General features: G+C 64.1%; 18 protein-coding genes and 2 tRNA genes. 6 read left to right on the top strand and 14 right to left on the bottom strand.

Annotated features, from left to right (window positions below):
- Positions 1 to 33: 33 nt before the first annotated feature.
- The 3 genes from pepN (at position 34) to ABIC76_RS16180 (ending at position 3,963) form a co-directional block, all read left to right on the top strand.
- Entirely contained in the window at positions 34 to 2,748 is a 2,715-nt protein-coding gene (gene pepN, locus ABIC76_RS16190; protein ID WP_354534580.1) for an aminopeptidase N, read from the top strand.
- 46 nt (positions 2,749 to 2,794) lie between these two features.
- Complete coding sequence (locus ABIC76_RS16185) at positions 2,795 to 3,811, top strand: class 1 fructose-bisphosphatase (RefSeq protein WP_027680990.1); 1,017 nt, start codon at positions 2,795 to 2,797, stop codon at positions 3,809 to 3,811.
- Positions 3,812 to 3,887: 76 nt separating this feature from the next.
- Positions 3,888 to 3,963, top strand: a tRNA-Thr gene (locus ABIC76_RS16180).
- 132 nt (positions 3,964 to 4,095) lie between these two features.
- Here the strand turns inward: ABIC76_RS16180 and ABIC76_RS16175 are convergent.
- From ABIC76_RS16175 to lysM, 9 genes are all read right to left on the bottom strand, one after another.
- Positions 4,096 to 6,051, bottom strand: coding sequence for a sigma-54-dependent Fis family transcriptional regulator (locus tag ABIC76_RS16175; RefSeq protein WP_354534579.1), 1,956 nt, complete (start codon positions 6,049 to 6,051; stop codon positions 4,096 to 4,098).
- Between the two features lie 154 nt (positions 6,052 to 6,205).
- Complete coding sequence (locus ABIC76_RS16170) at positions 6,206 to 7,786, bottom strand: GMC family oxidoreductase (RefSeq protein WP_354534578.1); 1,581 nt, start codon at positions 7,784 to 7,786, stop codon at positions 6,206 to 6,208.
- A gap of 33 nt (positions 7,787 to 7,819) precedes the next feature.
- Complete coding sequence (locus tag ABIC76_RS16165) at positions 7,820 to 8,392, bottom strand: gluconate 2-dehydrogenase subunit 3 family protein (RefSeq protein ID WP_354534577.1); 573 nt, start codon at positions 8,390 to 8,392, stop codon at positions 7,820 to 7,822.
- Positions 8,393 to 8,466: 74 nt separating this feature from the next.
- A complete protein-coding gene (locus ABIC76_RS16160; protein WP_354534576.1) occupies positions 8,467 to 9,249 on the bottom strand; it encodes a lipoate--protein ligase family protein in 783 nt (260 codons plus the stop codon).
- Positions 9,249 to 9,959: a dihydrolipoamide acetyltransferase family protein gene (locus ABIC76_RS16155; protein WP_354534575.1), complete on the bottom strand. Its 711-nt coding sequence runs from the start codon at positions 9,957 to 9,959 to the stop codon at positions 9,249 to 9,251. The genes ABIC76_RS16160 and ABIC76_RS16155 overlap by 1 nt, the downstream gene beginning before the upstream one ends.
- Positions 9,956 to 10,192, bottom strand: coding sequence for a lipoyl domain-containing protein (locus ABIC76_RS16150; protein ID WP_257878177.1), 237 nt, complete (start codon positions 10,190 to 10,192; stop codon positions 9,956 to 9,958). Before ABIC76_RS16150 ends, ABIC76_RS16155 begins: the two co-directional genes overlap by 4 nt.
- A gap of 11 nt (positions 10,193 to 10,203) precedes the next feature.
- On the bottom strand, positions 10,204 to 11,277 hold the full coding sequence (locus ABIC76_RS16145) for an alpha-ketoacid dehydrogenase subunit beta (RefSeq protein ID WP_354534574.1): 1,074 nt from the start codon (positions 11,275 to 11,277) through the stop codon (positions 10,204 to 10,206).
- Positions 11,278 to 11,309: 32 nt separating this feature from the next.
- Positions 11,310 to 12,320, bottom strand: a complete 1,011-nt coding sequence (locus ABIC76_RS16140) for a thiamine pyrophosphate-dependent dehydrogenase E1 component subunit alpha (protein ID WP_316889587.1) — start codon at positions 12,318 to 12,320, stop codon at positions 11,310 to 11,312.
- A 306-nt stretch (positions 12,321 to 12,626) separates the two neighbouring features.
- Complete coding sequence (gene lysM / locus ABIC76_RS16135) at positions 12,627 to 13,112, bottom strand: peptidoglycan-binding protein LysM (protein WP_102066449.1); 486 nt, start codon at positions 13,110 to 13,112, stop codon at positions 12,627 to 12,629.
- 269 nt (positions 13,113 to 13,381) lie between these two features.
- Here lysM and ABIC76_RS16130 point away from each other — a divergent pair, with 269 nt between their 5' ends.
- A complete protein-coding gene (locus tag ABIC76_RS16130; RefSeq protein ID WP_102066902.1) occupies positions 13,382 to 14,416 on the top strand; it encodes an extracellular catalytic domain type 1 short-chain-length polyhydroxyalkanoate depolymerase in 1,035 nt (344 codons plus the stop codon).
- Between the two features lie 7 nt (positions 14,417 to 14,423).
- Here the strand turns inward: ABIC76_RS16130 and ABIC76_RS16125 are convergent, their stop codons facing one another.
- From ABIC76_RS16125 to gcvA, 3 genes are all read right to left on the bottom strand, one after another.
- Positions 14,424 to 14,729 carry a hypothetical protein gene (locus ABIC76_RS16125; protein WP_027680982.1) on the bottom strand — a complete coding sequence of 102 codons (306 nt, stop codon included), beginning with the start codon at positions 14,727 to 14,729 and terminating at the stop codon, positions 14,424 to 14,426.
- 104 nt (positions 14,730 to 14,833) lie between these two features.
- On the bottom strand, positions 14,834 to 15,247 hold the full coding sequence (locus ABIC76_RS16120; RefSeq protein ID WP_354534573.1) for a hypothetical protein: 414 nt from the start codon (positions 15,245 to 15,247) through the stop codon (positions 14,834 to 14,836).
- Positions 15,248 to 15,322: 75 nt separating this feature from the next.
- Entirely contained in the window at positions 15,323 to 16,258 is a 936-nt protein-coding gene (gene gcvA, locus ABIC76_RS16115) for a transcriptional regulator GcvA (protein ID WP_354534572.1), read from the bottom strand.
- A 156-nt stretch (positions 16,259 to 16,414) separates the two neighbouring features.
- On the opposite strand from gcvA, the gene ABIC76_RS16110 reads away from it, so the two are divergent.
- Positions 16,415 to 17,248: an EamA family transporter gene (locus ABIC76_RS16110; protein ID WP_354534571.1), complete on the top strand. Its 834-nt coding sequence runs from the start codon at positions 16,415 to 16,417 to the stop codon at positions 17,246 to 17,248.
- 9 nt (positions 17,249 to 17,257) lie between these two features.
- Here ABIC76_RS16110 and greB read toward each other — a convergent pair whose 3' ends face one another.
- Positions 17,258 to 17,821 (bottom strand): transcription elongation factor GreB, encoded by a 564-nt coding sequence (greB, locus tag ABIC76_RS16105; RefSeq protein WP_027680979.1) that lies wholly within the window; start codon positions 17,819 to 17,821, stop codon positions 17,258 to 17,260.
- A 115-nt stretch (positions 17,822 to 17,936) separates the two neighbouring features.
- Between greB and ABIC76_RS16100 the strand changes: the two genes are divergently transcribed.
- Positions 17,937 to 18,013 (top strand) — tRNA-Arg (locus ABIC76_RS16100).
- 172 nt (positions 18,014 to 18,185) lie between these two features.
- Here ABIC76_RS16100 and ABIC76_RS16095 read toward each other — a convergent pair.
- Positions 18,186 to 20,606 carry a RelA/SpoT family protein gene (locus tag ABIC76_RS16095; protein WP_102066454.1) on the bottom strand — a complete coding sequence of 807 codons (2,421 nt, stop codon included), beginning with the start codon at positions 20,604 to 20,606 and terminating at the stop codon, positions 18,186 to 18,188.
- Between the last annotated feature and the right edge of the window lie 2 nt (positions 20,607 to 20,608).

The raw sequence follows: 20,608 nt of genomic DNA, 5'->3' as shown, positions 1-20,608 counted from the left end.
GGCCTTTTGCGTACCTCTACGAGGATGTTACCGATGTTGCGCACCGATACCGCCGTCACGATTTACCGCAAGGACTACACCGCGCCCGCGTTCCGCATTGACGAAGTGGCCCTGGAGATCGATCTCGTGCCCGAGCGCACCCGTGTCGTCAACCGCATGCGCCTGACGCGCACGGATGCCGGCAAGCCGCTCGTGCTGGCGGGTGAAGGGCTCGAGCTGGCGGGCGCAACGGTCGACGGCAAGGCGCTGTCCGGCCTGCAGGTCTCCGGCGACACGCTCACCATCGATGCCGTGCCGGCCGATGTTGGCGCCAGCTTCACGCTGGAACTCACCACGTACTGCAATCCCGCCGCCAACTCGTCGCTGATGGGTCTGTACGTTTCCAACGGCAACTTCTTCACGCAGTGCGAGGCAGAGGGCTTCCGCAAGATCACCTACTTCCTCGACCGCCCGGACGTGATGACGGTCTACACCGTCACGTTGCGTGCGTCGCAGGCGGATTACCCGGTACTCCTGTCCAACGGCAACCTCGTGTCGGAGCGCGACCTGCCGGACGGCCGCCACGAAGCCGTATGGCACGACCCGTTCAAGAAGCCGTCGTACCTGTTCGCGCTGGTCGCAGGCAAGCTCGAGTGCATTGAAGAACGCATCCAGTCCGCCTCGGGCAAGGAGAAGCTGCTGCAGGTCTGGGTAGAAGCGCAAGACCTCGGCAAGACGCGCCACGCGATGGATTCGCTCATCCACTCCATCCACTGGGACGAACGCCGCTTCGGCCTGGAGCTGGATCTCGACCGTTTCATGATCGTCGCCGTGGGCGACTTCAACATGGGCGCGATGGAGAACAAGGGCCTGAACATCTTCAACACGAAGTACGTGCTGGCCAATGCAGAGACCGCCACCGACGTTGACTTCGCCAACATCGAATCGGTGGTCGGCCACGAATACTTCCACAACTGGACGGGCAACCGCGTTACCTGCCGCGACTGGTTCCAGTTGAGCCTGAAGGAAGGCCTGACGGTGTTCCGCGATCAGGAGTTTTCCGCCGACATGGCGGCACAAGCGGCCGCGCAAGCCGGCAATGAAGCCGCCGCTGCCAGCGCTCGCGCCGTCAAGCGCATCGAAGACGTGCGCCTGCTGCGCCAGGCGCAGTTTCCCGAAGATGCAGGCCCGATGGCCCACCCGGTGCGGCCCGATAGCTACGAAGAAATCAACAACTTCTACACCGTGACGGTGTATGAAAAAGGCGCCGAAGTCGTCCGCATGTACCAGACGCTGCTCGGCCGCGACGGCTTCCGCAAGGGCATGGACCTGTACTTCCAGCGCCACGATGGCCATGCCGTCACCTGCGACGATTTCCGCGCCGCCATGGCTGATGCCAACGGCCGCGACCTCACGCAATTCGGCCGCTGGTATAGCCAGGCCGGCACGCCCGTCGTGGCAGTCGAAGGCCACCACGATGCCGCCACGCACACCTACACGCTCACGCTGCGCCAGCGCTGCGAGCCGGTCGGTATCGAAGTGAACAGCGGCATCCAGAAGCAACCGTTCCACATTCCGTTTGCGATCGGCCTGATCGACAAGAACGGCCGCGACTTGCCGCTGCGTTTGCGTGGCGAGGCCGCATCGCCCTCGCCCGTGACCACGCGCGTGCTGGACTTCACCGAAACCAAGCAGACCTTCGTCTTCGAAGATGTAGCCGAAGCGCCGTTGCCCTCGTTGCTGCGCAATTTCTCGGCGCCGGTGATCGTCGAATACGGTTATACGACGGAGCAGCTCACATTCCAGCTCGCGCACGATTCCGACCCGTTCAACCGCTGGGAAGCCGGCCAGCGCCTGGCCACCGACACCCTGCTGCGCATGGTGACGGACATCCAGCACGGCCGCGCGCCGGTGGTTGATCCGGCGCTGGTCGATGCCCTGCGCGCCGTGGTCGCCGACACCTCGCTCGATCCGGCCTTCCGCGAGCAGATGCTGATCCTGCCGGCCGAAAGCTATCTGGCTGAGCGCATGGACGTGGCCGACCCGGCCGCCATCCACACCGCACGCCGCACGCTGCGCCGCACGCTGGCGGAGAAGCTCAACGCAGAGTTGCTGCGCGCCTATCAGGACAACCAGACCGAGGGGCCCTACTCGCCCGACGCGGTGTCTGCAGGCAAGCGCGCCCTCAAGAACATCGCCCTCGGCTATCTGGTGGAAACCGAAGCCCCTGAGGCGCTGGCCCTGGCCGAACAGCAATATGCCGGCGCCACCAACATGACCGACCGCATGGGCGCCCTCTCCGCGATGGTCAACAGCTATGCCCCCGGCCGCGAGGCAGCGCTGGCCGATTTCTACACGCGCTTTGCCGACGACGCGCTCGTCATCGACAAGTGGTTCTCGCTGCAGGCCATGCAACCGGGTGCTGCCGGCAAGCCGACGCTGGCCACCGTGCGCGCGCTGATGGCACATCCGGCCTTCACGCTGCGCAACCCGAACCGGGCGCGTTCGCTCATCTTCAGCTTCTGCTCGGGCAACCTCGCGCAGTTCCACGCCGCCGATGGCTCCGGCTATGCGTTCTGGGCCGAACAGGTGCTGGCGCTCGACGCCATCAACCCGCAAGTCTCTGCCCGCCTGGCACGCGCGCTGGACCGCTGGCGCAAGTACGTGCCCACGCTGCGCGACGCCATGCAGGACGCGCTCAAGCGCGTAGCGGCACATCCGAGCCTCTCGCGCGATGTGCGGGAGATCGTCGGTAAGGCGCTGGCCTGAATGTCACCGCTTGTATCGTAAAATCGCGCCCGTCTCAGGAGAACCCATGAAGCGCATCAACCTCACCCGCTACCTGATCGAAGAGCAGCGCGAGCACAACACCATCCCGGCCGAGCTGCGTCTGCTGCTCGAAGTCGTGGCGCGCGCCTGCAAGGCGATCTCGCACAGCGTCAACAAGGGGGCCCTTGCCGGCGTGCTCGGCTCGGCCGGCACCGGCAACGTGCAAGGCGAAACCCAGCAGAAGCTGGACGTGATCGCCAACGAAGTCCTGCTCGAAGCCAACGAATACGGCGGCAACCTGGCCGCCATGGCCTCGGAAGAAATGGAATCGTTCTACGAGATTCCGCACCGCTATCCGAAGGGCGAATACCTGCTGCTGTTCGATCCGCTCGACGGCTCGTCCAACATCGACGTGAACGTGTCGATCGGCACGATCTTCTCGGTGCTGCACATGCCCAAGCCCGGCCAAGCCGTGACCGAGGCCGACTTCATGCAGCCCGGTGCAAAGCAGGTGGCCGCCGGTTACGCCGTGTACGGCCCGCAAACCACGCTGGTGCTGACGGTTGGCAACGGCGTGCACATGTTCACGCTCGACCGCGAAGTCGGCAGCTTCGTGCTGACCAGCCGCGACGTGAAGATTCCGGCCGACACGAAGGAATTCGCCATCAACATGTCGAACATGCGCCACTGGGCCCCGCCCGTGCGCCGCTACATCGACGAATGCCTGGCCGGCACCGAAGGCCCCCGCGGCAAGGATTTCAACATGCGCTGGATCGCCTCGATGGTGGCGGACGTGCATCGCATCCTCACGCGCGGCGGCATCTTCATGTATCCGTGGGACAAGCGCGAGCCGGGCAAGGCCGGCAAGCTGCGCCTGATGTACGAGGCCAATCCGATGGCCTTCCTGGTGGAACAGGCTGGCGGCGCGGCCACCAACGGCGAGCAACGCATTCTGGATATCCAGCCCGAAAAGCTGCACCAGCGCGTGGCGGTCGTCCTGGGGTCGAAAAACGAAGTGGATCGCGTCACGCAATATCACCTCGAGGCCAAGAAAACGGCGTAACGACGCCATGTAAGGCTGTTGTTCCAGCGGTTCTTGCAGAGCGACAAAAAGTTCTGTTAGAATCGCTGTTTCCGACGCCGCTGTAGCTCAGTCGGTAGAGCAGCGCATTCGTAATGCGAAGGTCACCAGTTCGATTCCGGTCAGCGGCACCAGAATAAAAAAAGGGTTACAGGTTCTGCCTGTAACCCTTTTTGCATTTCTGCCTTCCGGCACCTTTCCCGCAACGAATCCAATTCGCCCCGCCCAAGGCAACAGGCGCCCGTCAGCCATCCAGCACGACCAGCCTATTGCTGATTCGGCGAAACAATCCCGAACCGTTCCATCTGTCGATAGACTGTCGCGCGCGCGATGCCAAGCTCGTGCGCAACGTGGGTGATGCGCCATTTGTTCCGGCGCAACGCAGCGAGCAGGATTTCCCGCTCGTTGTCCGGCGCAGCATCGGCCGCGATTGAAACTGCGGCGGCCGTGCCGTCCGTCGAACTTTCGAGCACCTCCGGCGGCAACGCGTCGACATCGATCAGGCCGTCGTCGCTCATGGCCAGCGCAAAGCGCAGCACGTTGCGCAACTGCCGGACATTGCCCTGCCACGGGTAGCTGCGCAGCACCGCCAGCGCAGCCGGCGCGAGCTGCGCGTGCATGCCGAGCTGGCGCGCCTCTTCTTCGACGATGCGGGCGATCAGGTAGTCCTTGTCACAGCGCTCGCGCAGCGTGGGCAGGTGCAGCGTTGCGCCGCACAGCCGGTAGTAGAGATCCTCACGAAACCGCTGCTCGGCAATCAGCTGCCGCAAGTCACGGTGGGAGGCGGCAATCACGCGCAGGTCGACCGGCGTCGGCTTTTCCGAGCCCAGCGGCATCACCTCGCGCTCGGACAACACACGCAACAGACGGCTCTGCAGATGCAGCGGCATGTCGCCGATTTCGTCGAGAAACAGCGTGCCGCCGTCCGATTGGGCGATCAGACCGCGCATACCCTTGCTGCGGGCGCCGGTGAAAGTGCCTGGCGTGTAGCCGAACAGTTCGCTCTCGATGAGCGACTCAGGAATGGCTGCGCAATTGACCGCAACAAACGCTTTGCTGCGACGCTCGCTCGCGGTGTGCAGCGCCTTGGCCAGGACTTCCTTTCCGGTGCCGGTCTCGCCTTGTACCAGGATGTTGAGCGGCTTGTTGGCCAGACGCTTGGCCTGCAGAATCAGCCGCTGCATCTGCGGATCGTCGGCGCCGAGCGCCTCCAGGGCGGCACTGGCCTCGGGGCTGGGCAACGCCGGCTGAGCTGCCGCCGCAGACGGCATAGACGGCTTGCTGGGCGCGCCGCGCGGCGGAATTCCCGTCGCGTAATACAGCCCGTGATCGAACATCCGAATCGCCGTGCGTTCGGATGACGTGCCAGCCCGGGCGATGCGCCACAGCTCGCTCATGTTTTCGCGAAACACTTCGGTCAGGAGGTGGCCACGCACATCGGCGTGCGGATCGCCCTCAAGCCGCAGCTTGCGCCGGCCGCCGCTGTTGATGCCGCGAATCACGCCGTCGGCGTCGAAAGCGACCATGATTTCGCTGTCCACATCCACCAGCGACCATGTTGACCCCAACCGCAGAATCCATTGATCGCGGAAATAGCGCAGGAAGTTCGCGTCTTCGATCTTCTGCGCGTACATGGCGGTCATCTGCAGCGCGAGGTGCTGCCCTTCGCGCGGGGCCGGCGCACTCAGCGCAGACACATCGAGCACGCCCAGGAAGTTGCCCGTCGGATCAAACAACGGCGCGCTGTTGCAGGTGAGCGTGATATGGCATGCGTCGAAATGATCGGTCTGATGGCACGTCACCGGGGCCTGCTCGACGATGCAGGTGCCGACCGCACAGGTGCCGGCGCGCGATTCGCTCCAATCGGCGCCTAGGTACAGGCCAGAACGTTTGAGTTCGCGGTCGAGGTTGTCGTTGCCGATGAAGTCCACTGTGACGCCGTAGGCGTCGGTCAGCAGCAGCACGTAGTCGAGGCCGGAGACGCGCTTATAGAGCTGCTCCATGCCGGTACGCGCGACGCTCAGGAAGTCTTCGATCTGGTCCTTATGTTCGCGCAGGCGCTGCGCCTCGACGATGTAGGCGGGTGTCGGTCGGCTGGGGTCGCGACCGTAGTCGTCCAGGCAACGCCGCCATGAGCGCTCGATGACGCCTTGCGCCTCGCTCGTCTGCTGCGAGAAGGCGAGCAGCCGCTCGATATGTGCGCGGTGTGCTTTTTGCTGCACGACTGTCTCCTTAGCCGCCGCATTTGAAGGGTGCGATGCCCGCGCCGCCGGTCTTTGCCGGCCTTTGGAGCGAGGGCAGATGCGGTTCTACGCTAATCGATTTACCCGGTTGCCGCAACGTAGCGGCCCTGCACAGGCAACCGGGCAGACCGGCTTAGATCTCCTTCCGATTCAATGCCCCGGCAATGTATTCGGCCTGCCGGATCGCCAGGGCCACGATGGTGAGCGTGGGGTTGGCCGCTGAACTCGACGTGAACTGGCTGCCGTCGGAGATGAACAGGTTCTTCACATCGTGTGCCTGGCCCCAGCGGTTGACCACGCCGTCGCTGGCCTTCGCGCTCATGCGGTTGGTGCCCATGTTGTGGCTGGCGGGATAGGCGGGCATGTCGATCACACGCGTCGCGCCCACCGCCTCGGACACCTTGCGCCACTGCACCAAACCATGCGCGGTGATTTTTTCGTCATTCTCGTGATAGGTCTTGGTGACGATGGGAATCGGCAGACCGTACTGGTCTTTCTCGGTGGGATGCAGCGTGATGCTGTTCTGCTCGCGCGCAAGGTCTTCCCCGCACACCCAGACGCAGCTCATGTGGTCGTACATTTCCATGGCCGATGTGAAATCGCGCCCCCAGCCGCCCGGCTTCATGAACGCGGCCGTATACGGCAGGTGAATGGCCAGACCTTCGAGGTAATAGCCGCCGACAAACCCGCGCTTGGTATTGAGCGGCACCTCATCGGCCACCACCGCCGCGATGTCGAAGCCGCGATACATGTAGACCGGCTTCTTGTGGATGGACACCGCCGCTGCCGTGGCGTGGTTCATATAGTTCTTGCCCACCTGCCCCGACGAATTGGCGAGCCCGTTGGGGAACATGCTCGACGCGGAGTTCAACAAGAGCCGCGGCGACTCGATGGAATTGCCCGCCACACAGACCACCCGTGCCTTCTGCAGCTGCTTGCGGCCCTTGTTGTCGACATAGAGCACACCATTGGCGCGGCCCTGCTTGTCATGCTGGATCTGCAGCACCATCGATTCGGGTCGCAGTTCGACATTGCCGGTGGCCTGGGCACGCGGCACTTCGGTGTAGAGCGTGGACCATTTCGCGCCGATCTTGCAGCCCTGCATGCAAAAGCCGATCTGCATGCAACCGGGGCGGCCGTCATACGGTTCGGAGTTCGACGCCGCCGGACGCACGATGTGCTTGTAGCCGACCTTTCTTGCGCCCGCTTCGATCACCTTGTAGTGGTTATTTGGCGGCATGGGCGGCAGGCCACTGGCCTTGGTGCCGCACACGCCCATCTTCTTCTCGGCCAGTTCGTAATACGGTTCAAGCTCGGACAGCGTGATCGGCCAATCCAGTACATTGGCCCCGTCGATGGCGCCGTACGTCGTTTTGGTGTGGAAGTCGTGTTCCTGAAAGCGCAATGCCACGCCGGACCAGTGCACCGTAGACCCGCCCACGCCCTTCACGATCCAGGCAGGCAGGTTTGGATACGTCTTGGTGTGATGCCAACCGCCCGCCGAGATGCGTTTGTCCAGCCACGAGATCTTGTTGAACATGGCCCATTCGTCGTTCTCGAAATCGGCCTGCGTGTAGTGCTTCCCGGCTTCCAGCACCACACATTTGACACCGCGCTGCGCCAGCTCGTTGGCGAGCGTGCCGCCGCCCGCGCCCGAACCGACGATCACAACGACGCTGTCGTCGTCGAGGGAAAACTTTGCCTGATCCGTCATGATGGTTGTCTCCGTTTTTTTATGCGCTGGCGCTCAGAGCCAGTCGATGTCGTCGAAGCCGCGGTGCAGATAGCCGCCCTTCTGCCACGAGGAGCCCTCGTAGCCGAACAGCGGCCATAGCTTCTTGTTGTTGTAGAGGCCGGTGACCAGATCGCCCTGGACCTTCTTGAAGAAGGGCGTGGACTCGATGTCCTTGAGCAGCGCCACACGTTCGTTCTCGGTCTTCACCTGGATGTACGGCACGCCATAACGCTGCCTGGCGCGTTGGTCCAGGTCGTGCACGCCGTTGATCAGCAGCGTCTTCACTGTCGAATCCTTGCCTGCAGCGGCGTCATAGGGCGCCACGGCCTCCACGTAGAACTTCTCGGCCAGCTTGTCGTGCGGATAGATGTCGCGCGCCATGCGCACCAGGGTCTTACCGGTGACGGCGCCCAGCAGGGGAAAGCTGTGCTCGACCACGACGTCCTTGGTGACCGCCATGGCCGCCGGTACGACCGTGACACTGATGGCGGCCAGGCCGCCACAGCGCAGGAAGCCGCGTCGCGACACCTTCGGTTGCTTGTCCAGAACGCGCATGGCCGAGCCAGCGGTTGGCGTGGGTTTCATGTTGGTTGCCTCCGTTATCGGGCGTGCACAGTGCGCGCCTTATCTTGTTGAAATGCACTACGTTGCCCGGCGGCTCACGGTCCCGCCGCGGCGGTCCGGGACACCTGCGACGCATGTGGCGCGCCGTGGGAATGACTGGGTTCATTTGTGAGATCGCGCTCGCCGAGCACATCGACCAGCATGTGGTGCAGACCCTCGGCCAGTACGGTGGCCAAGAGCGGCGCTCCCAACTGCTCGGTACAGGACGTCGTACACGCCTGCAGGCGCTCTGCCTGCGCCGGATTCGCTCCCAAAGCCGCGCACAGCAGCGGCCAGTCCGGCGGCGAGACGAGCGTGCCGCACGTCAGCAGCACACCCGTGCGCCGCCGTACCTGCGCGAGACCCACGATCTTGCGATGCCCAACCACCACCTCCCACGGCGATAGCGAGCCGAAGCAGGCCCACTTGAGTGACGGGGAGGGCGATGCCAACCGCACTTCTTCCGGCGGCACTGCATAGGCCGGAATGCCGAGGTCTCGCAACAGCCCTGCGTGCAGCACGCCCAGCCACCGGTAGCTCGACACCGTGCCTGTCCCCGCGACGAGGGGGTGGTCCGCCGGCAGCACGATCGACGCTGACAACATCCAGGGCCCGGCCAGCACCGCACCGCCGCCAGCGTCGCGCACGACCACCGGCGTGGCGCCGCCTGCCATGCCCGGATGCAAGGCCGCCTGCGCACGACCGAGCACGACACCGGGGCCCGCATACGTCCACAGCCGCACCGCGGGCCGCAGGACCGGCTGCGCAAGTTGCGCGCGGTTCCAGTCCTGCTCGTCCGCGCAATGAATTCCATCGGAGAGGAAAGCGGCGGTCAGCATCACAGACCTTCAACGGTTTCCAGCCGCACCTTCAGATCGGTCAGGAAGCGTGCGGCCGGGTAACCGTCCACAGCGCGGTGATCGAAGATCAGATGCAGGCCCATCATTGGCGCGATCACGATACTGTCGCCCTTGACCACCGCCCGCTTGGCAACGCGCGTCACACCGAGGATGGCCACCTGCGGCACGTTGATGATGGGCGTGAAACTGTCGATGCCCGTCATGCCGAGGTTGGTCACGGTGAAGGTGCCGTGTTGATAGCTGCCGGCGGACAAGGTACCGGCGCGGGCTCCAGCAGCCAGGCGGCGGCTTTCCGCGGCAATGTCGGCCACTGACTGCGTGTCGACATTGCGCAGCACCGGCACCATCAGCCCTTCATCCAGGCTGACGGCCAAACCGATGTTGATGTCGGGCATCAACTCGATTTCTTTCTCGAGCGCGCGGGCATTCAGGCGTGGATGCTCGCGCAGCGTCAATGCCACCGCACGCAGCACGAAGGCCGTCAGCGTGACCTTGCACTGCTGCCCGACCTGCTGCTGCAGTGCCTGCACGGCGGCTTCCAACCGGGTGGCCTCCACCTCGATCGACTGCGCCACGCGCGGCACCTGCCAGGCAGCGCTCATGGTGCGGGCGATGGCACCGCGCATGCCGGCGAGCGGCACGACACGACGCTCGCCGGCATCGGGCACGAAAGCGACGGCCTGGTTCATGCTTTTGGCTCCAGCCGCGCCAGCACCGCGCCGCGCCCGAAGGTGTCCTGGGCCGCGACCTCCAGCGCAGCGACAACGCCATCGGCCGGGGCAGCCACCTCGTGCGTGGTCTTGACCAGCTCGACCACCGCCAGCGCCTGCCCCGCGCTCACCGCATCACCGGGCTTGACGAGCCAATCCTGCAACAGGGCCTCGGTGCCCTCTTCCACGTCCTGCCAGGCGGCGTCAGACATCAGTACGTCGATCATGCTGCTTCTCGCTTGAGTGAATGGAAAGCCGGTTGGTGCTGCACGAGTGCGCGCACCTGGGTGACGATGCTGTCGACCTGCGGAATGACGAACTGCTCGAGCGGTCGCGAGTAAGGAATGGGCACGTCGGGCACCGCCAGCCGCCGCACGGGCGCGCGCAATGCCACGGTGTCGAGGTTCTCCGCCACGATGGCGGCAATCTCGCCTGACAGGCCGAAGCTGAGGTAGTCCTCGTCGGCCACCAGCAGACGGCCCGTCTTGGCCACCGAGCGCAGCACGGCCTGGCGGTCGAGCGGCACGATGGTGCGCAGGTCGATCACCTCGACATCGATGCCCTCGGCGGCGAGTTGCTCTGCTGCAAGCAGCGACTTCTGCACCATCTGCGACAGCGTGACGATGGTCACGTCGCGGCCTTCGCGCGCGACACGGGCCTGTCCGAACGGGATCGTGTAGGCCTCTTCGGGCACCGCGTTCGTGCTGCCCTCGAAATAGGACATCCACGACAGGCCCATGATGCCCTTGTGGTAGCAGAAGATGACCGGGTTGTCGTCGCGGATGGCCTGGGTCATCAGGCCCTTGGCGTCGTACGCGTTGGACGGTACGACCACCTTCATGCCCGGCATGTGGGCAAAGCTGGCGTACAGGCATTGCGAGTGCTGGGCCGCATCGTTGTAGCCGCCGCCGATGCCGGTCGTGATGACGGCCGGCAGCGCGACACGGCCGCCGGACATGTAGGTGTTCTTGGCCAGGTGGTTGTAGATCTGGTCGAAGCACACTCCGAAGAAATCCACGAACATCAGCTCGGCGATGGGACGCAACCCTTCTGCTGCTGCGCCGAGTGACGCGCCGATGAAGGCCGTCTCCGAAATCGGCGTGTCCATGATGCGATCCGGCCCGAAGCGGTCGAGCAGCCCGGTGGTGGCGCTGAAAATGCCGCCGTACTTGCCGATGTCTTCGCCCATGACGAAGACACGCGGGTCGCGTTCCATTTCCTGGCCGATGGCTTCGGAAATGGCCTGCGCCATGGTGAGGGTGCGCGCGCCCTGCGCCGCGCCTTGTGAGGCTTGCATGGTGAATCTCCTGTGATGGCCGCAGGGGCTGCTTAATGAACGAAAACGTGATCCAGCGCTTCGCCCGGTTCCGGGTACGGGCTGTTGCGGCCAAAGTCGTAGGCCGCGTCAATGCGTGCCGAGATGGCGGCCCGCAACGCGCTGTCCGCCTTGTCGTCCAGCAGCCCCGAAGCCCGCAGACTGTTGCCCAGCAGGTTGATGGGATCGGACTCGCGCAGGTGCTTCGCCTCGTCCTTCGGACGGTAGGTTTCCGGGTCGCCCTGGAAGTGGCCGAGGTAGCGATCGGTCTTGACCTCGATGAGCGTCGGCCCCTCGCCGCGTCGCGCGCGGGCGATCGCCTCGCCGGCCGCGCGGTACACGGCCACGGCGTCGTTGCGGTCCACCAGCACGCCGGGCATGCCATAGCCGGCAGCACGTACATCGTTGGAAGGCACGGAGGTCGAATCGGCCTTCTCGACCGAGATGCCGTACTTGTTGTCTTCGCAGATGAAGACGACAGGCAGCTTCCACAGCGCCGCCAGATTCAGCGACTCATGGAACGCGCCCTGATTGGCCGCGCCCTCGCCAAACACCGCAATGGCCACCCAGTCCTTGTTCAGCTTGCGCGCGGCGAGCGCGGCGCCACAGGCTTGCGGCATGCTCGCGCCGACGATGCCGCTGCACGAGAACTTGGTCTCCGGGTGAAACAGGTGCATGTGGCCGCCCTTGCCGCGGCCGAGGCCCGTTGCCTTACCGAAGATCTCGGCGGTCATTTCATTCAGGGGCACGCCCTTGGAGATGGCGAAATGGTGGGCGCGGTGCGGGCCGACCACGGTGTCTTCGGGCCGCAGATGCGCACACACGCCCACCGCGACCGGTTCCTGCCCCGCCGACAGATGCATCTCGCCAGGCACTGGCCCGGCGCCAATATCAAAGGCCAGGCCCTTCTGGATTTTCGGCGGCAACTTGCCTTCCAGATAGACCTTCGCCATGGCCTCTTCGTACTGGCGAATCTCGATCATCTTCTCGTACATCCACAGAAGATGTTGCGGTGTGGGGTCCATGCAAAGTCTCCTCTTGCTCTCGTATCGGTGTCCGGCTGCTGGGCCGGCTGACCGGGAATTGCAAGAGGGGTGCCAGCTGCAAGCGCAAGCGGCTCGCGTACATGGAGAACACCCACGAAGCCTTTGTTGGCAAGGGATTGCGGTGAGGCAACCCGCGCTTGGGGTGCACCTGAAGTCGTCTCATTAGAGCCCTGCGCGGCGAGACAGACGTCGCAGCGAATGCGACAGGTGTCTCACTCAACCGTCCTGCGCTGGCAAAAGAAAAAGGGCCCGAAGGCCCTTTGTCTTGATGCAACCGCCGCCAGTTCACGCCGCCGGAATACGCAGCTTCTGCCCCGGATAGATCTTGTCCGGATTCGACAGCATCGGCTTGTTGGCCTCGAAAATCGTCGGGTACTTGTTGGCATCGCCGTAGAACTTCTTGGCGATGGCCGACAGCGTATCGCCGCGCTCCACCGTGTGCCATTGCGATTCTTGCGACTCGGTGTTGACCGACATCTGGTCATCGACCGACTTGATGCCTTCGACGTTGCCGCAGCACAGGATGATCTTCTCGCGCGTAGCTTGATCGGGCGCGACGCCAAACACCTTGGCGGCATCGCCTTCCACCTGCACCGACAGCGCCGTGGCACTCAGGCCCTGTTGCGCGATGTAGTCCTGAATGGCTTGGCCCTTGGCATCGTCGGCGGCCTTGGCGGCGTCGGCATCTGCTGACGCATCGGCCGGCGCGGCTGCTGCGGCGCCATGGAACAGCTTCTCGCCAGCCTCTTTGATGAAGTCAAAAAAACCCATAACGACCTCCATAAGTACACAACGGGGAACGGGAAAGCGGAAAGGCGTGCCATTGCAGGGCGCGCCCGTCGCGGCAGTGTAGCCGCTCACCAACGGTGTCTCCATGACAGTCGCGCTCAATTGCAAACTTTGCGCGCCACTTGGCCCCTGATGCGGCGCTTCGCCCACTTTCAATGCTGCAACGCAACAAAATCACTGGCACACTGTCTTACCAACTGGCACCATCGCCCTCATCGGAGTTCCCTCCCGCCGCCATGCACCGTTCGTGGATGAAATCGATCACCCGACTCGTCGATGCCCTGACCACGCCAGGCTTCGGCCGCCAGTCATGGCCACCGAAACCGGTGAAGCCGCTCAAGCCGACGGCGCGCCGCGACAGCCCGCGCCGCGCGCGCCCTACGCCCACCGAAGGCACCTTCGTCCGCGAGCAATTCATCTACCAACCCGAGTCGCCCGTCGTCGTAGCGCGCCGGCCGGAATACTGGCTGTATACCCCGCCCCTCCGGGGCAGCAAGCCCCCCGCGCTGATGGTGATGCTGCATGGTTGCAAGCAATCGGCCGAAGTGCTGGCGCATGGCACGCGCATGAACGCGCTGGCAGATCGCGAGGGCTTTATCGTGCTGTATCCGGAGCAGCCGCGCCGCGCGCATCCGCAATGCTGCTGGCACTGGTATGACCCGGAGCACGCCGGCGCGCGCGAGGCCGACGGCATTGCTCAACTGATCGAACAAACCCTGGAACAAACCGGGGCTGACCCGTCGCGTGTGTATCTGGCGGGGCTGTCTGCCGGCGCGGGATTGGCTGGCCTGATGGCGCTGCGTCATCCGAAGCTGTTCGCCGCGCTGGCGTTGCATTCGGGCCCGGCGCTGGGCGTGGCGCGCTCGCCGGCATCTGCATTGAATCTAATGCGACGCGGGGCACGGGTCGATGCTGTCGAGGCGCTCTCCAGCGTGGTCGACGTGGCGACCTACCCCGGCATGCCGACGATGCTTCTACACGGGTTGCGTGACGAGGCCGTCAACCCGGCCAATCAGGCGCAGCTGGCGGCGCAATTCCGCGCACTGAATCATCTGGGCGATGGCGGCCATGTCTCGCGCGACACCACGCGCGGCGACGGCTATGTGCTGCGCAACGACATGCGCGACGGCGAATGCATCGTCAGCTTGTGCCAACTCACCGCCATGGGCCACGCGTGGAGCGGCGGCGACCCGCGCTACGCGTTCCACGCGCCTGGGCCCGACGCGACGTGGCTGTGGTGGCAATTCGCGCGCAGGCACATTCGCGATACAGCGCTCGCGGCGTAAGCAGACGTTAGAGATCGATCGACTGCTGCACGGCGTTGCGCCCAAGCAATTCGTCGATCAAGCCATAGCCGCGCGTGAGCCCGGCGTCTTCGGCAGCTTCACGCGTGGGTAGCGGACGCTCGTCATGCGAATGGGCGACGAGCGTTTCGACGGCCGTCGGGTCCGCGCCGGACTCGCAGATGCGCACGACAAAATCCCACTGTGCGGGGCCCTGCCCGCTTTTATCCGATTTGCGCTCGGCCCGAGGAATGGCCAGGACGTAGACGTCGAAGTCCTTGTACAGCTCGGTGCGCCAGTTCGATTCCGTTGTCATGTTGCCTCCCGGAAGGCGCCGCAATCTCTCATGCAGCCATCGCGGCGTCGAAAGACTTGCCCGCAAAAAACAGGCCGGTGCGTGACCGGCCTGTTATTACAGCATCAGCATTCGCCCTTCTTGGCGTGGCCCGGAGGGCAGTGATAGCGGCGATCATCGCGATCCCGATCACGGCCGTGCCAATGGCCATCGTCGCCGCGGTCCCAACCACCGTCACGCATTTGCCAGCCGCGCGGACCTTGCTCCCAACGCGGCTCGCGCCAGTGGTAACCCGGTCGGCCATGTTCACGATAGCCGCGACGCCAGACATAGCGGCCGTCACGCCATTGCCAGTAACCCGGCACCCACACGTAGCCCGGCTGCAGGACCGGCACAGGCTCATATTGAGGCGGCGGCGGCGCGTAGGTCGGGCCGATCTGCACACCGATCGACACCTGCGCCTGCGCGGGCAAGGCGATCACACTCGCCACACCGGCAGCGGCCAAGCTTGCAGCGAGAATCCATGCATTCTTCTTCATATTGGGGACCTCCTTTTCAAACCCATCGAACTTGAGTGGATCGTAGCACCGGGTTTCGCCGCCGCCTCTAGGGTGTTACGCGGCGTTACCTCCGTTACCGAAGGCCGGAAATGTGTTCACGTTTGCGTGACGTTTGGGGCGTTCCTCGCCCAGCCACGTACAAAATGCCTGCACCACGTCGTCACCGAGATTGCGCGCCGGGCTGTACCAGTAATAGCTGCGCGCCACTAACGCGAGATCGGGAAACGGCGCTACGAGACGCCCCTCCTCCAGGTCCTCCGTGATCAGCGCGGAGGGGCCCATCGCGACGCCCAATCCATCGATGGCGGCCTGAATCGACAGATAGAAATGCTCGAACGTCAGCGCATGCGCGGGCCGCAGGTTCGGCACGCCAGCCAGCACCAGCCAGCTGGGCCATACCGAAGGCAACGTGTCCGAATGGAGCAGCGTGTGATGCCGCAAGTCCGACGGGGCCGCGAGCGGCAAGCGCTCCAGCAACCTCGGGCTGCACACCGGAAAACGGCTCTCGTCCAGAAAGCGCCCCGACTGAAAGCCCGCATGAATCTCCGGCCCGCCCCGGATGATGACGTCGAAATGATCGGGCAGGTCCGCGATCTCTTCGATGGACGTGGTCAACCGCACCTCCACACGCGGAAAGCGCATCTGGAACGTGGAGAGCCGCGGAATCAGCCAGCGCATCGTGAACGTCGGGATGCTGTTTACGCGCAGGATGCGCACCGCATCGCGGTCACGCAGCGCTTGGCTGGCCGTGCTGATCCGGTCGAGCGCCACGCCAATCTCCGATAGATAGCGCTGCCCCGCATCGGTCAGTTCCACACGCCGATTCAGCCGACGAAACAGCGGGACACCCAGCCACGCCTCCAGCGCCTGGATCTGACGGCTGATCGCGCCATGCGTGACGCTCAGCTCTTCGCCTGCGCGCGTAAAACTCAGATGGCGCGCCGCCGATTCAAAAGCGCGCACGGCATTCAGAGGAGGCAGCTTGCGCATATCGCGTGAGTTTTTTGCACAGATCGAGTCAGTATATATCGATTGTTGAGCACACTATACGGCGCTACGCTATGGCCTTCCCGCTCTCGCCGATCCAGCATCGAGTGAGAAAAATCGACCCGATTTTCACTTCCCCACTCCGCGCATATCGTCACCGTGACCCCCGCCGTCATCGCCCTCGTTCTCTGCGCCGCCCTGCTTCATGCCTCGTGGAACGCGCTGCTGAAAAGCGGCTCCGACCGACTGCGCGCCATCACGCTGATGACGCTGGCCTCGGGCGTGGCCGCAATACCGATGGCGATTGCACTGCCGTTGCCGGCACCGGCTGCATGGCCCTATGTGGCACTGTCCGCGGTGCTGCATGTCGGCTACAACGTGTTTCTCGCACGCGCATATCGGTTTGGCGAGTTCGGGCAGGTGTACCCGATCGCGCGCGGCTCATCACCGCTGCTCGTCACGGTGGGCGCGTCGCTCTTCGCGGGTGAAATGCCCGGCGTGATTGCACTCGCAGGCGTGGTGCTGGTCAGCGGCGGCATTCTCAGTCTCGCGCGCGGCCGCAAGGCTGATCTGGGCTCGACACTGGCGGCGCTCAGCACGGGCGTATTCATCGCGTGTTACACGGTGTGCGACGGCATCGGCGCGCGAGCCGCCGGCAATGCGAACGCGTACTCGGCATGGTTGTTCATGCTCGACGGCCTGCCGATGGTGCTGCTCTATCGCGTGTGGAAAGGCCCGTTGAACATCGACCTGCGCGACGCCAACACACTCAAGACGTTTGGCGGCGGCGTGGTCTCGCTCATCGCCTACGGCATCGTCATCTGGGCTGTAACGCTCGCCCCGATGGGGCCTGTGTCGGCCCTGCGCGAAACGTCGGTGGTATTCGCAGCGCTGCTCGGCCGACTGTTCCTGAAGGAGTCGCTCACCGCGCGGCGCCTGTCGGCCTGCTCCGTCATCGCCTTCGGTGCCTACTGCCTCGGCCACCCGGCCTGAGTAGAAAACTCACGCCGAGCGCGGCGGATATTTGACTTCAAGGATGTCGATCTGCTCGACACCCGTGGGCGTGCGCAGCGGCACCGTATCGCCTTCGCGCGCCTTGATGAGCGCGCGCGCAATCGGCGAGATCCAGCTCACGTGCCCGATGTCCAGATCGACCTCGTCCATGCCGACGATGGTGATGGTCGTCTCTTCACCGCGCTGGTTCGCGTAGGTGACGGTCGCACCAAAGAAGATTTGATCGTTGTCGCCCTGCAAGCTGGCGTCGACAACCTCGGCCTTCTCGATACGGCGCGTGAGAAAGCGGATGCGGCGATCGATCTCGCGCAGACGCTTCTTGCCGTAAAGGTAGTCGCCGTTTTCAGAGCGATCGCCGTTGGATGCGGCCCACGACACGATGCCGACCACTTCGGGCCGCTCGGTGTCGATCAGGTGCATCAGCTCAGTGCGCAAGCGCTCGTAGCCCGCCGGTGTGATGTAGTTCTTGGAACCCGGCGGCAAGGGCGCGGCGCCTTCGGGCAGATCGTCTTCGTCATCGCCGGAATCTTCCCGGACGAAAGCCTTGTTCATGATGGAAGCCACGGTGGATCAAGGCTCCATTATAGAAAGTTGACCCCTCTCGAAGAAAAAGTGAAGAAGGGGGTTCACAAGACGGAAAATCTCTGTATAATCTCATTTCTCGGTTGCGGCTGTAGCTCAGTTGGATAGAGTACTTGGCTACGAACCAAGGGGTCGTGGGTTCGAATCCTGCCAGCCGCGCCAACCTAATACGAGAATGAGAAGGGCTTCCAGAAATGGAAGCCCTTTTCTTTTGTCCACTTCGGACTCGCATGCAGCGCTACGTCGAAGCGCTGTTGTGTGTGCGGCAAGCGGACCATGAACAAAAAAGGCGAAGCCCCGCGGCCTCGCCTTTTTTGCTTTCGCCCCAGAAGCCTTAATCCAGGCCGCGATCTCGCGCAATACGAATCACATCCGGGTTGCGTCGCAGCGCGCGCATCACATCGGCCAGGTGCACGCGGTCATGCACCTGGATCAGGAACGTCATGTACGTCGCCTCCTGATCGCCCTCCTGCTCCATCGACACGTGTGCCACGTTGGCATCAGCCGACGTCAAGTCGGCGGCGACGCGCGCCAGAATGCCCTTCGTATTGCGCACCAGCACTTTGATCGACACATCGAAGGCGCGTGTCGTGTGCTCAGCCCACATGACGTCGATCCAATGCTCCGGATCCTTGCCATGCAGGCGCTTGGCCACGCGACATTCCTGCACGTGGATCTGCAAGCCTTCACCCTTGCCGATATAGCCGACGATCGGGTCGCCGGGAATCGGGCGGCAGCACGACGAGAACACCATCGCCATGCCTTCGTCGCCACTCACGGTAACGGCGGGCGCCTCGTCGCCAGCGAAGGTGTGTACAGCGGCCATCAAGGCTTCGTCGCCCTCGTGCCCGCCTTCCTGCAGGAGGATTTCCAGACGGCGCGCCACCACCGCGGCTACGCGGCGGCCGAGCGCGAGATCCGCAAAAACGTCTTCGCGCGCCTTGTTGCCTGTCCACTGCACGACGCGCTCCCACACCTGGGCGGACACGGCCTTCATGTCGATGCCGATCTGCCGCAGCGCCTGTTCGAGCAGCCGCTCGCCCAGTTGAATCGCCTCGTCCAGCTTGGCCGTCTTGAGGAAATGCCGGATCGCCGCGCGCGCCTTGCCCGTGCGCACGAACGTGAGCCACGCCGGGTTCGGCTTCGAGTACGGCGCCGTCACCACCTCGACGATGTCGCCGTTTTTCAGCTCCGTGCGCAGCGGCAGCAGCTCGTTGTTGATCTTGACTGCCACGCACTGGTTGCCCAGATCGCTGTGCACTGCGTACGCAAAGTCCAGCGCCGTGGCGCCGCGCGGCAGCGCGCGGATCTCGCCTTTCGGCGTGAACACGTAGACCGCATCGGGGAACAGGTCGATCTTGACGTGCTCGAGAAACTCCTGCGAGTCGCCCGTCTGGCTCTGGATGTCGAGCAGCGACTGCAGCCACTGATGCGCTTGTTGCTGCGCGCGGTCCGGCTCGTCGTGGTGCTGCTTGTACATCCAGTGCGCGGCCACGCCGGCTTCCGCAATCTGGTTCATCTCGCGCGTGCGGATCTGGAACTCGACCGGCGTGCCGAACGGCCCTACCAGCGTCGTGTGCAGCGACTGATAACCGTTGATCTTGGGGATGGCGATGTAATCCTTGAACTTGCCGGGCATCGGCTTGTACAAGCTGTGCAGCGCGCCCATCGTCATGTAGCACTGCATCTGCGTGTCGACCACCACACGGAAGCCATACACATCCAGCACCTGCGAGAACGACAGTTGCTTGTCGTGCATCTTGCGGTAAATGCTGTACAGCGTTTTCTCGCGGCCAGTCATTTCGGCCGGGATGCCCGCGTCGGTCAGCGCACGCTGCGCCGTTTCAAGAATGCGGCTTACGACTTCGCGCCGATTGCCGCGCGCGGCCTTCACCGCCTTCTCGAGCGTGGCATACCGGAACGGCGAGCCGATGCGGAAGCTCAATTCCTGCAGCTCCCGATATGTCGTATTCAGGCCAAGGCGGTGCGCGATCGGCGCGTAAATCTCCATCGTTTCGCCCGCAATGCGGCGCCGCTTTTCCGGCGGCACGTGGTCGAGCGTGCGCATGTTGTGCGTACGATCGGCGAGCTTGACGAGAATCACGCGCACATCGCGCGCCATCGCGAGCAGCATCTTGCGGAAGCTCTCGGCTTGCGCCTGCTCGCGGCTCTGGAATTCGAGCTTGTCCAACTTGGTCAGGCCGTCGACCAGTTCCGCGACCTTGGGGCCGAACTTTTCGGCCAACTCGCTCTTCGTCACGCCCTGGTCTTCGATCACGTCGTGCAGCAGCGCTGCCATGATCGATTGCACATCCAGCTTCCAGCCCGCGCAGATCTCTGCCACGGCCACGGGATGCGTGATGTACGGCTCGCCGCTCTGGCGGTACTGCCCGAGATGCGCCTCGTCGGAAAAGTGGAAGGCTTCCTTCACCAGCTTCAGGTCTGCCGGCTTCAGATACGACAGCTTTTCGGTCAGCCCCGAAATGGAAACGACCTGCTGGCGCGGTGGTGCCGCTGGCTGCGAGGTCGGGCCGAACAAATGCCGATAGGTCTGCTCCAGCACCGCATCGATGAACAGCGTGTCGCCGCTCTCCGGCTTGGCGGCCGGCGCGGGCGCGTCGGCGCTTGCACCTTTATGCGATTTGGGCGGCAGGGCTGCCCGCTCCCCCACCAAGTCGGCACCACGCGGATCAGGCAAGTTCGGCGCGCCCGTACGGGGCGACGCGGGGCCGGAGCCGGAAGCGGATGACGGCATGG

It is taken from the genome of Ralstonia sp. 1138 (assembly GCF_040544795.1).
Classification (GTDB): Bacteria; Pseudomonadota; Gammaproteobacteria; order Burkholderiales; family Burkholderiaceae; genus Ralstonia; species Ralstonia flatus.
The sequence above is the reverse complement of the archived record's forward strand: the minus strand, read 5'-3'. Positions and strand labels throughout refer to the sequence as shown.

What these genes read in the sequence shown, in the direction of transcription:
- ABIC76_RS16145 (WP_354534574.1), bottom strand. Translation starts at nt 11,277, where the DNA reads ATGCAAGCCTCACAAGGCGCGGCGCAGGGCGCGCGCACCCTCACCATG.
- ABIC76_RS16130 (WP_102066902.1), top strand. Translation starts at nt 13,382, where the DNA reads ATGAAATCGATCACCCGACTCGTCGATGCCCTGACCACGCCAGGCTTC.
- ABIC76_RS16185 (WP_027680990.1), top strand. Translation starts at nt 2,795, where the DNA reads ATGAAGCGCATCAACCTCACCCGCTACCTGATCGAAGAGCAGCGCGAG.
- ABIC76_RS16095 (WP_102066454.1), bottom strand. Translation starts at nt 20,606, where the DNA reads ATGCCGTCATCCGCTTCCGGCTCCGGCCCCGCGTCGCCCCGTACGGGC.
- gcvA (WP_354534572.1), bottom strand. Translation starts at nt 16,258, where the DNA reads ATGCGCAAGCTGCCTCCTCTGAATGCCGTGCGCGCTTTTGAATCGGCG.
- ABIC76_RS16155 (WP_354534575.1), bottom strand. Translation starts at nt 9,959, where the DNA reads ATGAACCAGGCCGTCGCTTTCGTGCCCGATGCCGGCGAGCGTCGTGTC.
- greB (WP_027680979.1), bottom strand. Translation starts at nt 17,821, where the DNA reads ATGAACAAGGCTTTCGTCCGGGAAGATTCCGGCGATGACGAAGACGAT.
- ABIC76_RS16170 (WP_354534578.1), bottom strand. Translation starts at nt 7,786, where the DNA reads ATGACGGATCAGGCAAAGTTTTCCCTCGACGACGACAGCGTCGTTGTG.
- ABIC76_RS16120 (WP_354534573.1), bottom strand. Translation starts at nt 15,247, where the DNA reads ATGAAGAAGAATGCATGGATTCTCGCTGCAAGCTTGGCCGCTGCCGGT.
- ABIC76_RS16125 (WP_027680982.1), bottom strand. Translation starts at nt 14,729, where the DNA reads ATGACAACGGAATCGAACTGGCGCACCGAGCTGTACAAGGACTTCGAC.
- ABIC76_RS16150 (WP_257878177.1), bottom strand. Translation starts at nt 10,192, where the DNA reads ATGTCTGACGCCGCCTGGCAGGACGTGGAAGAGGGCACCGAGGCCCTG.
- lysM (WP_102066449.1), bottom strand. Translation starts at nt 13,112, where the DNA reads ATGGGTTTTTTTGACTTCATCAAAGAGGCTGGCGAGAAGCTGTTCCAT.
- ABIC76_RS16140 (WP_316889587.1), bottom strand. Translation starts at nt 12,320, where the DNA reads ATGGACCCCACACCGCAACATCTTCTGTGGATGTACGAGAAGATGATC.
- ABIC76_RS16165 (WP_354534577.1), bottom strand. Translation starts at nt 8,392, where the DNA reads ATGAAACCCACGCCAACCGCTGGCTCGGCCATGCGCGTTCTGGACAAG.
- pepN (WP_354534580.1), top strand. Translation starts at nt 34, where the DNA reads ATGTTGCGCACCGATACCGCCGTCACGATTTACCGCAAGGACTACACC.
- ABIC76_RS16160 (WP_354534576.1), bottom strand. Translation starts at nt 9,249, where the DNA reads ATGCTGACCGCCGCTTTCCTCTCCGATGGAATTCATTGCGCGGACGAG.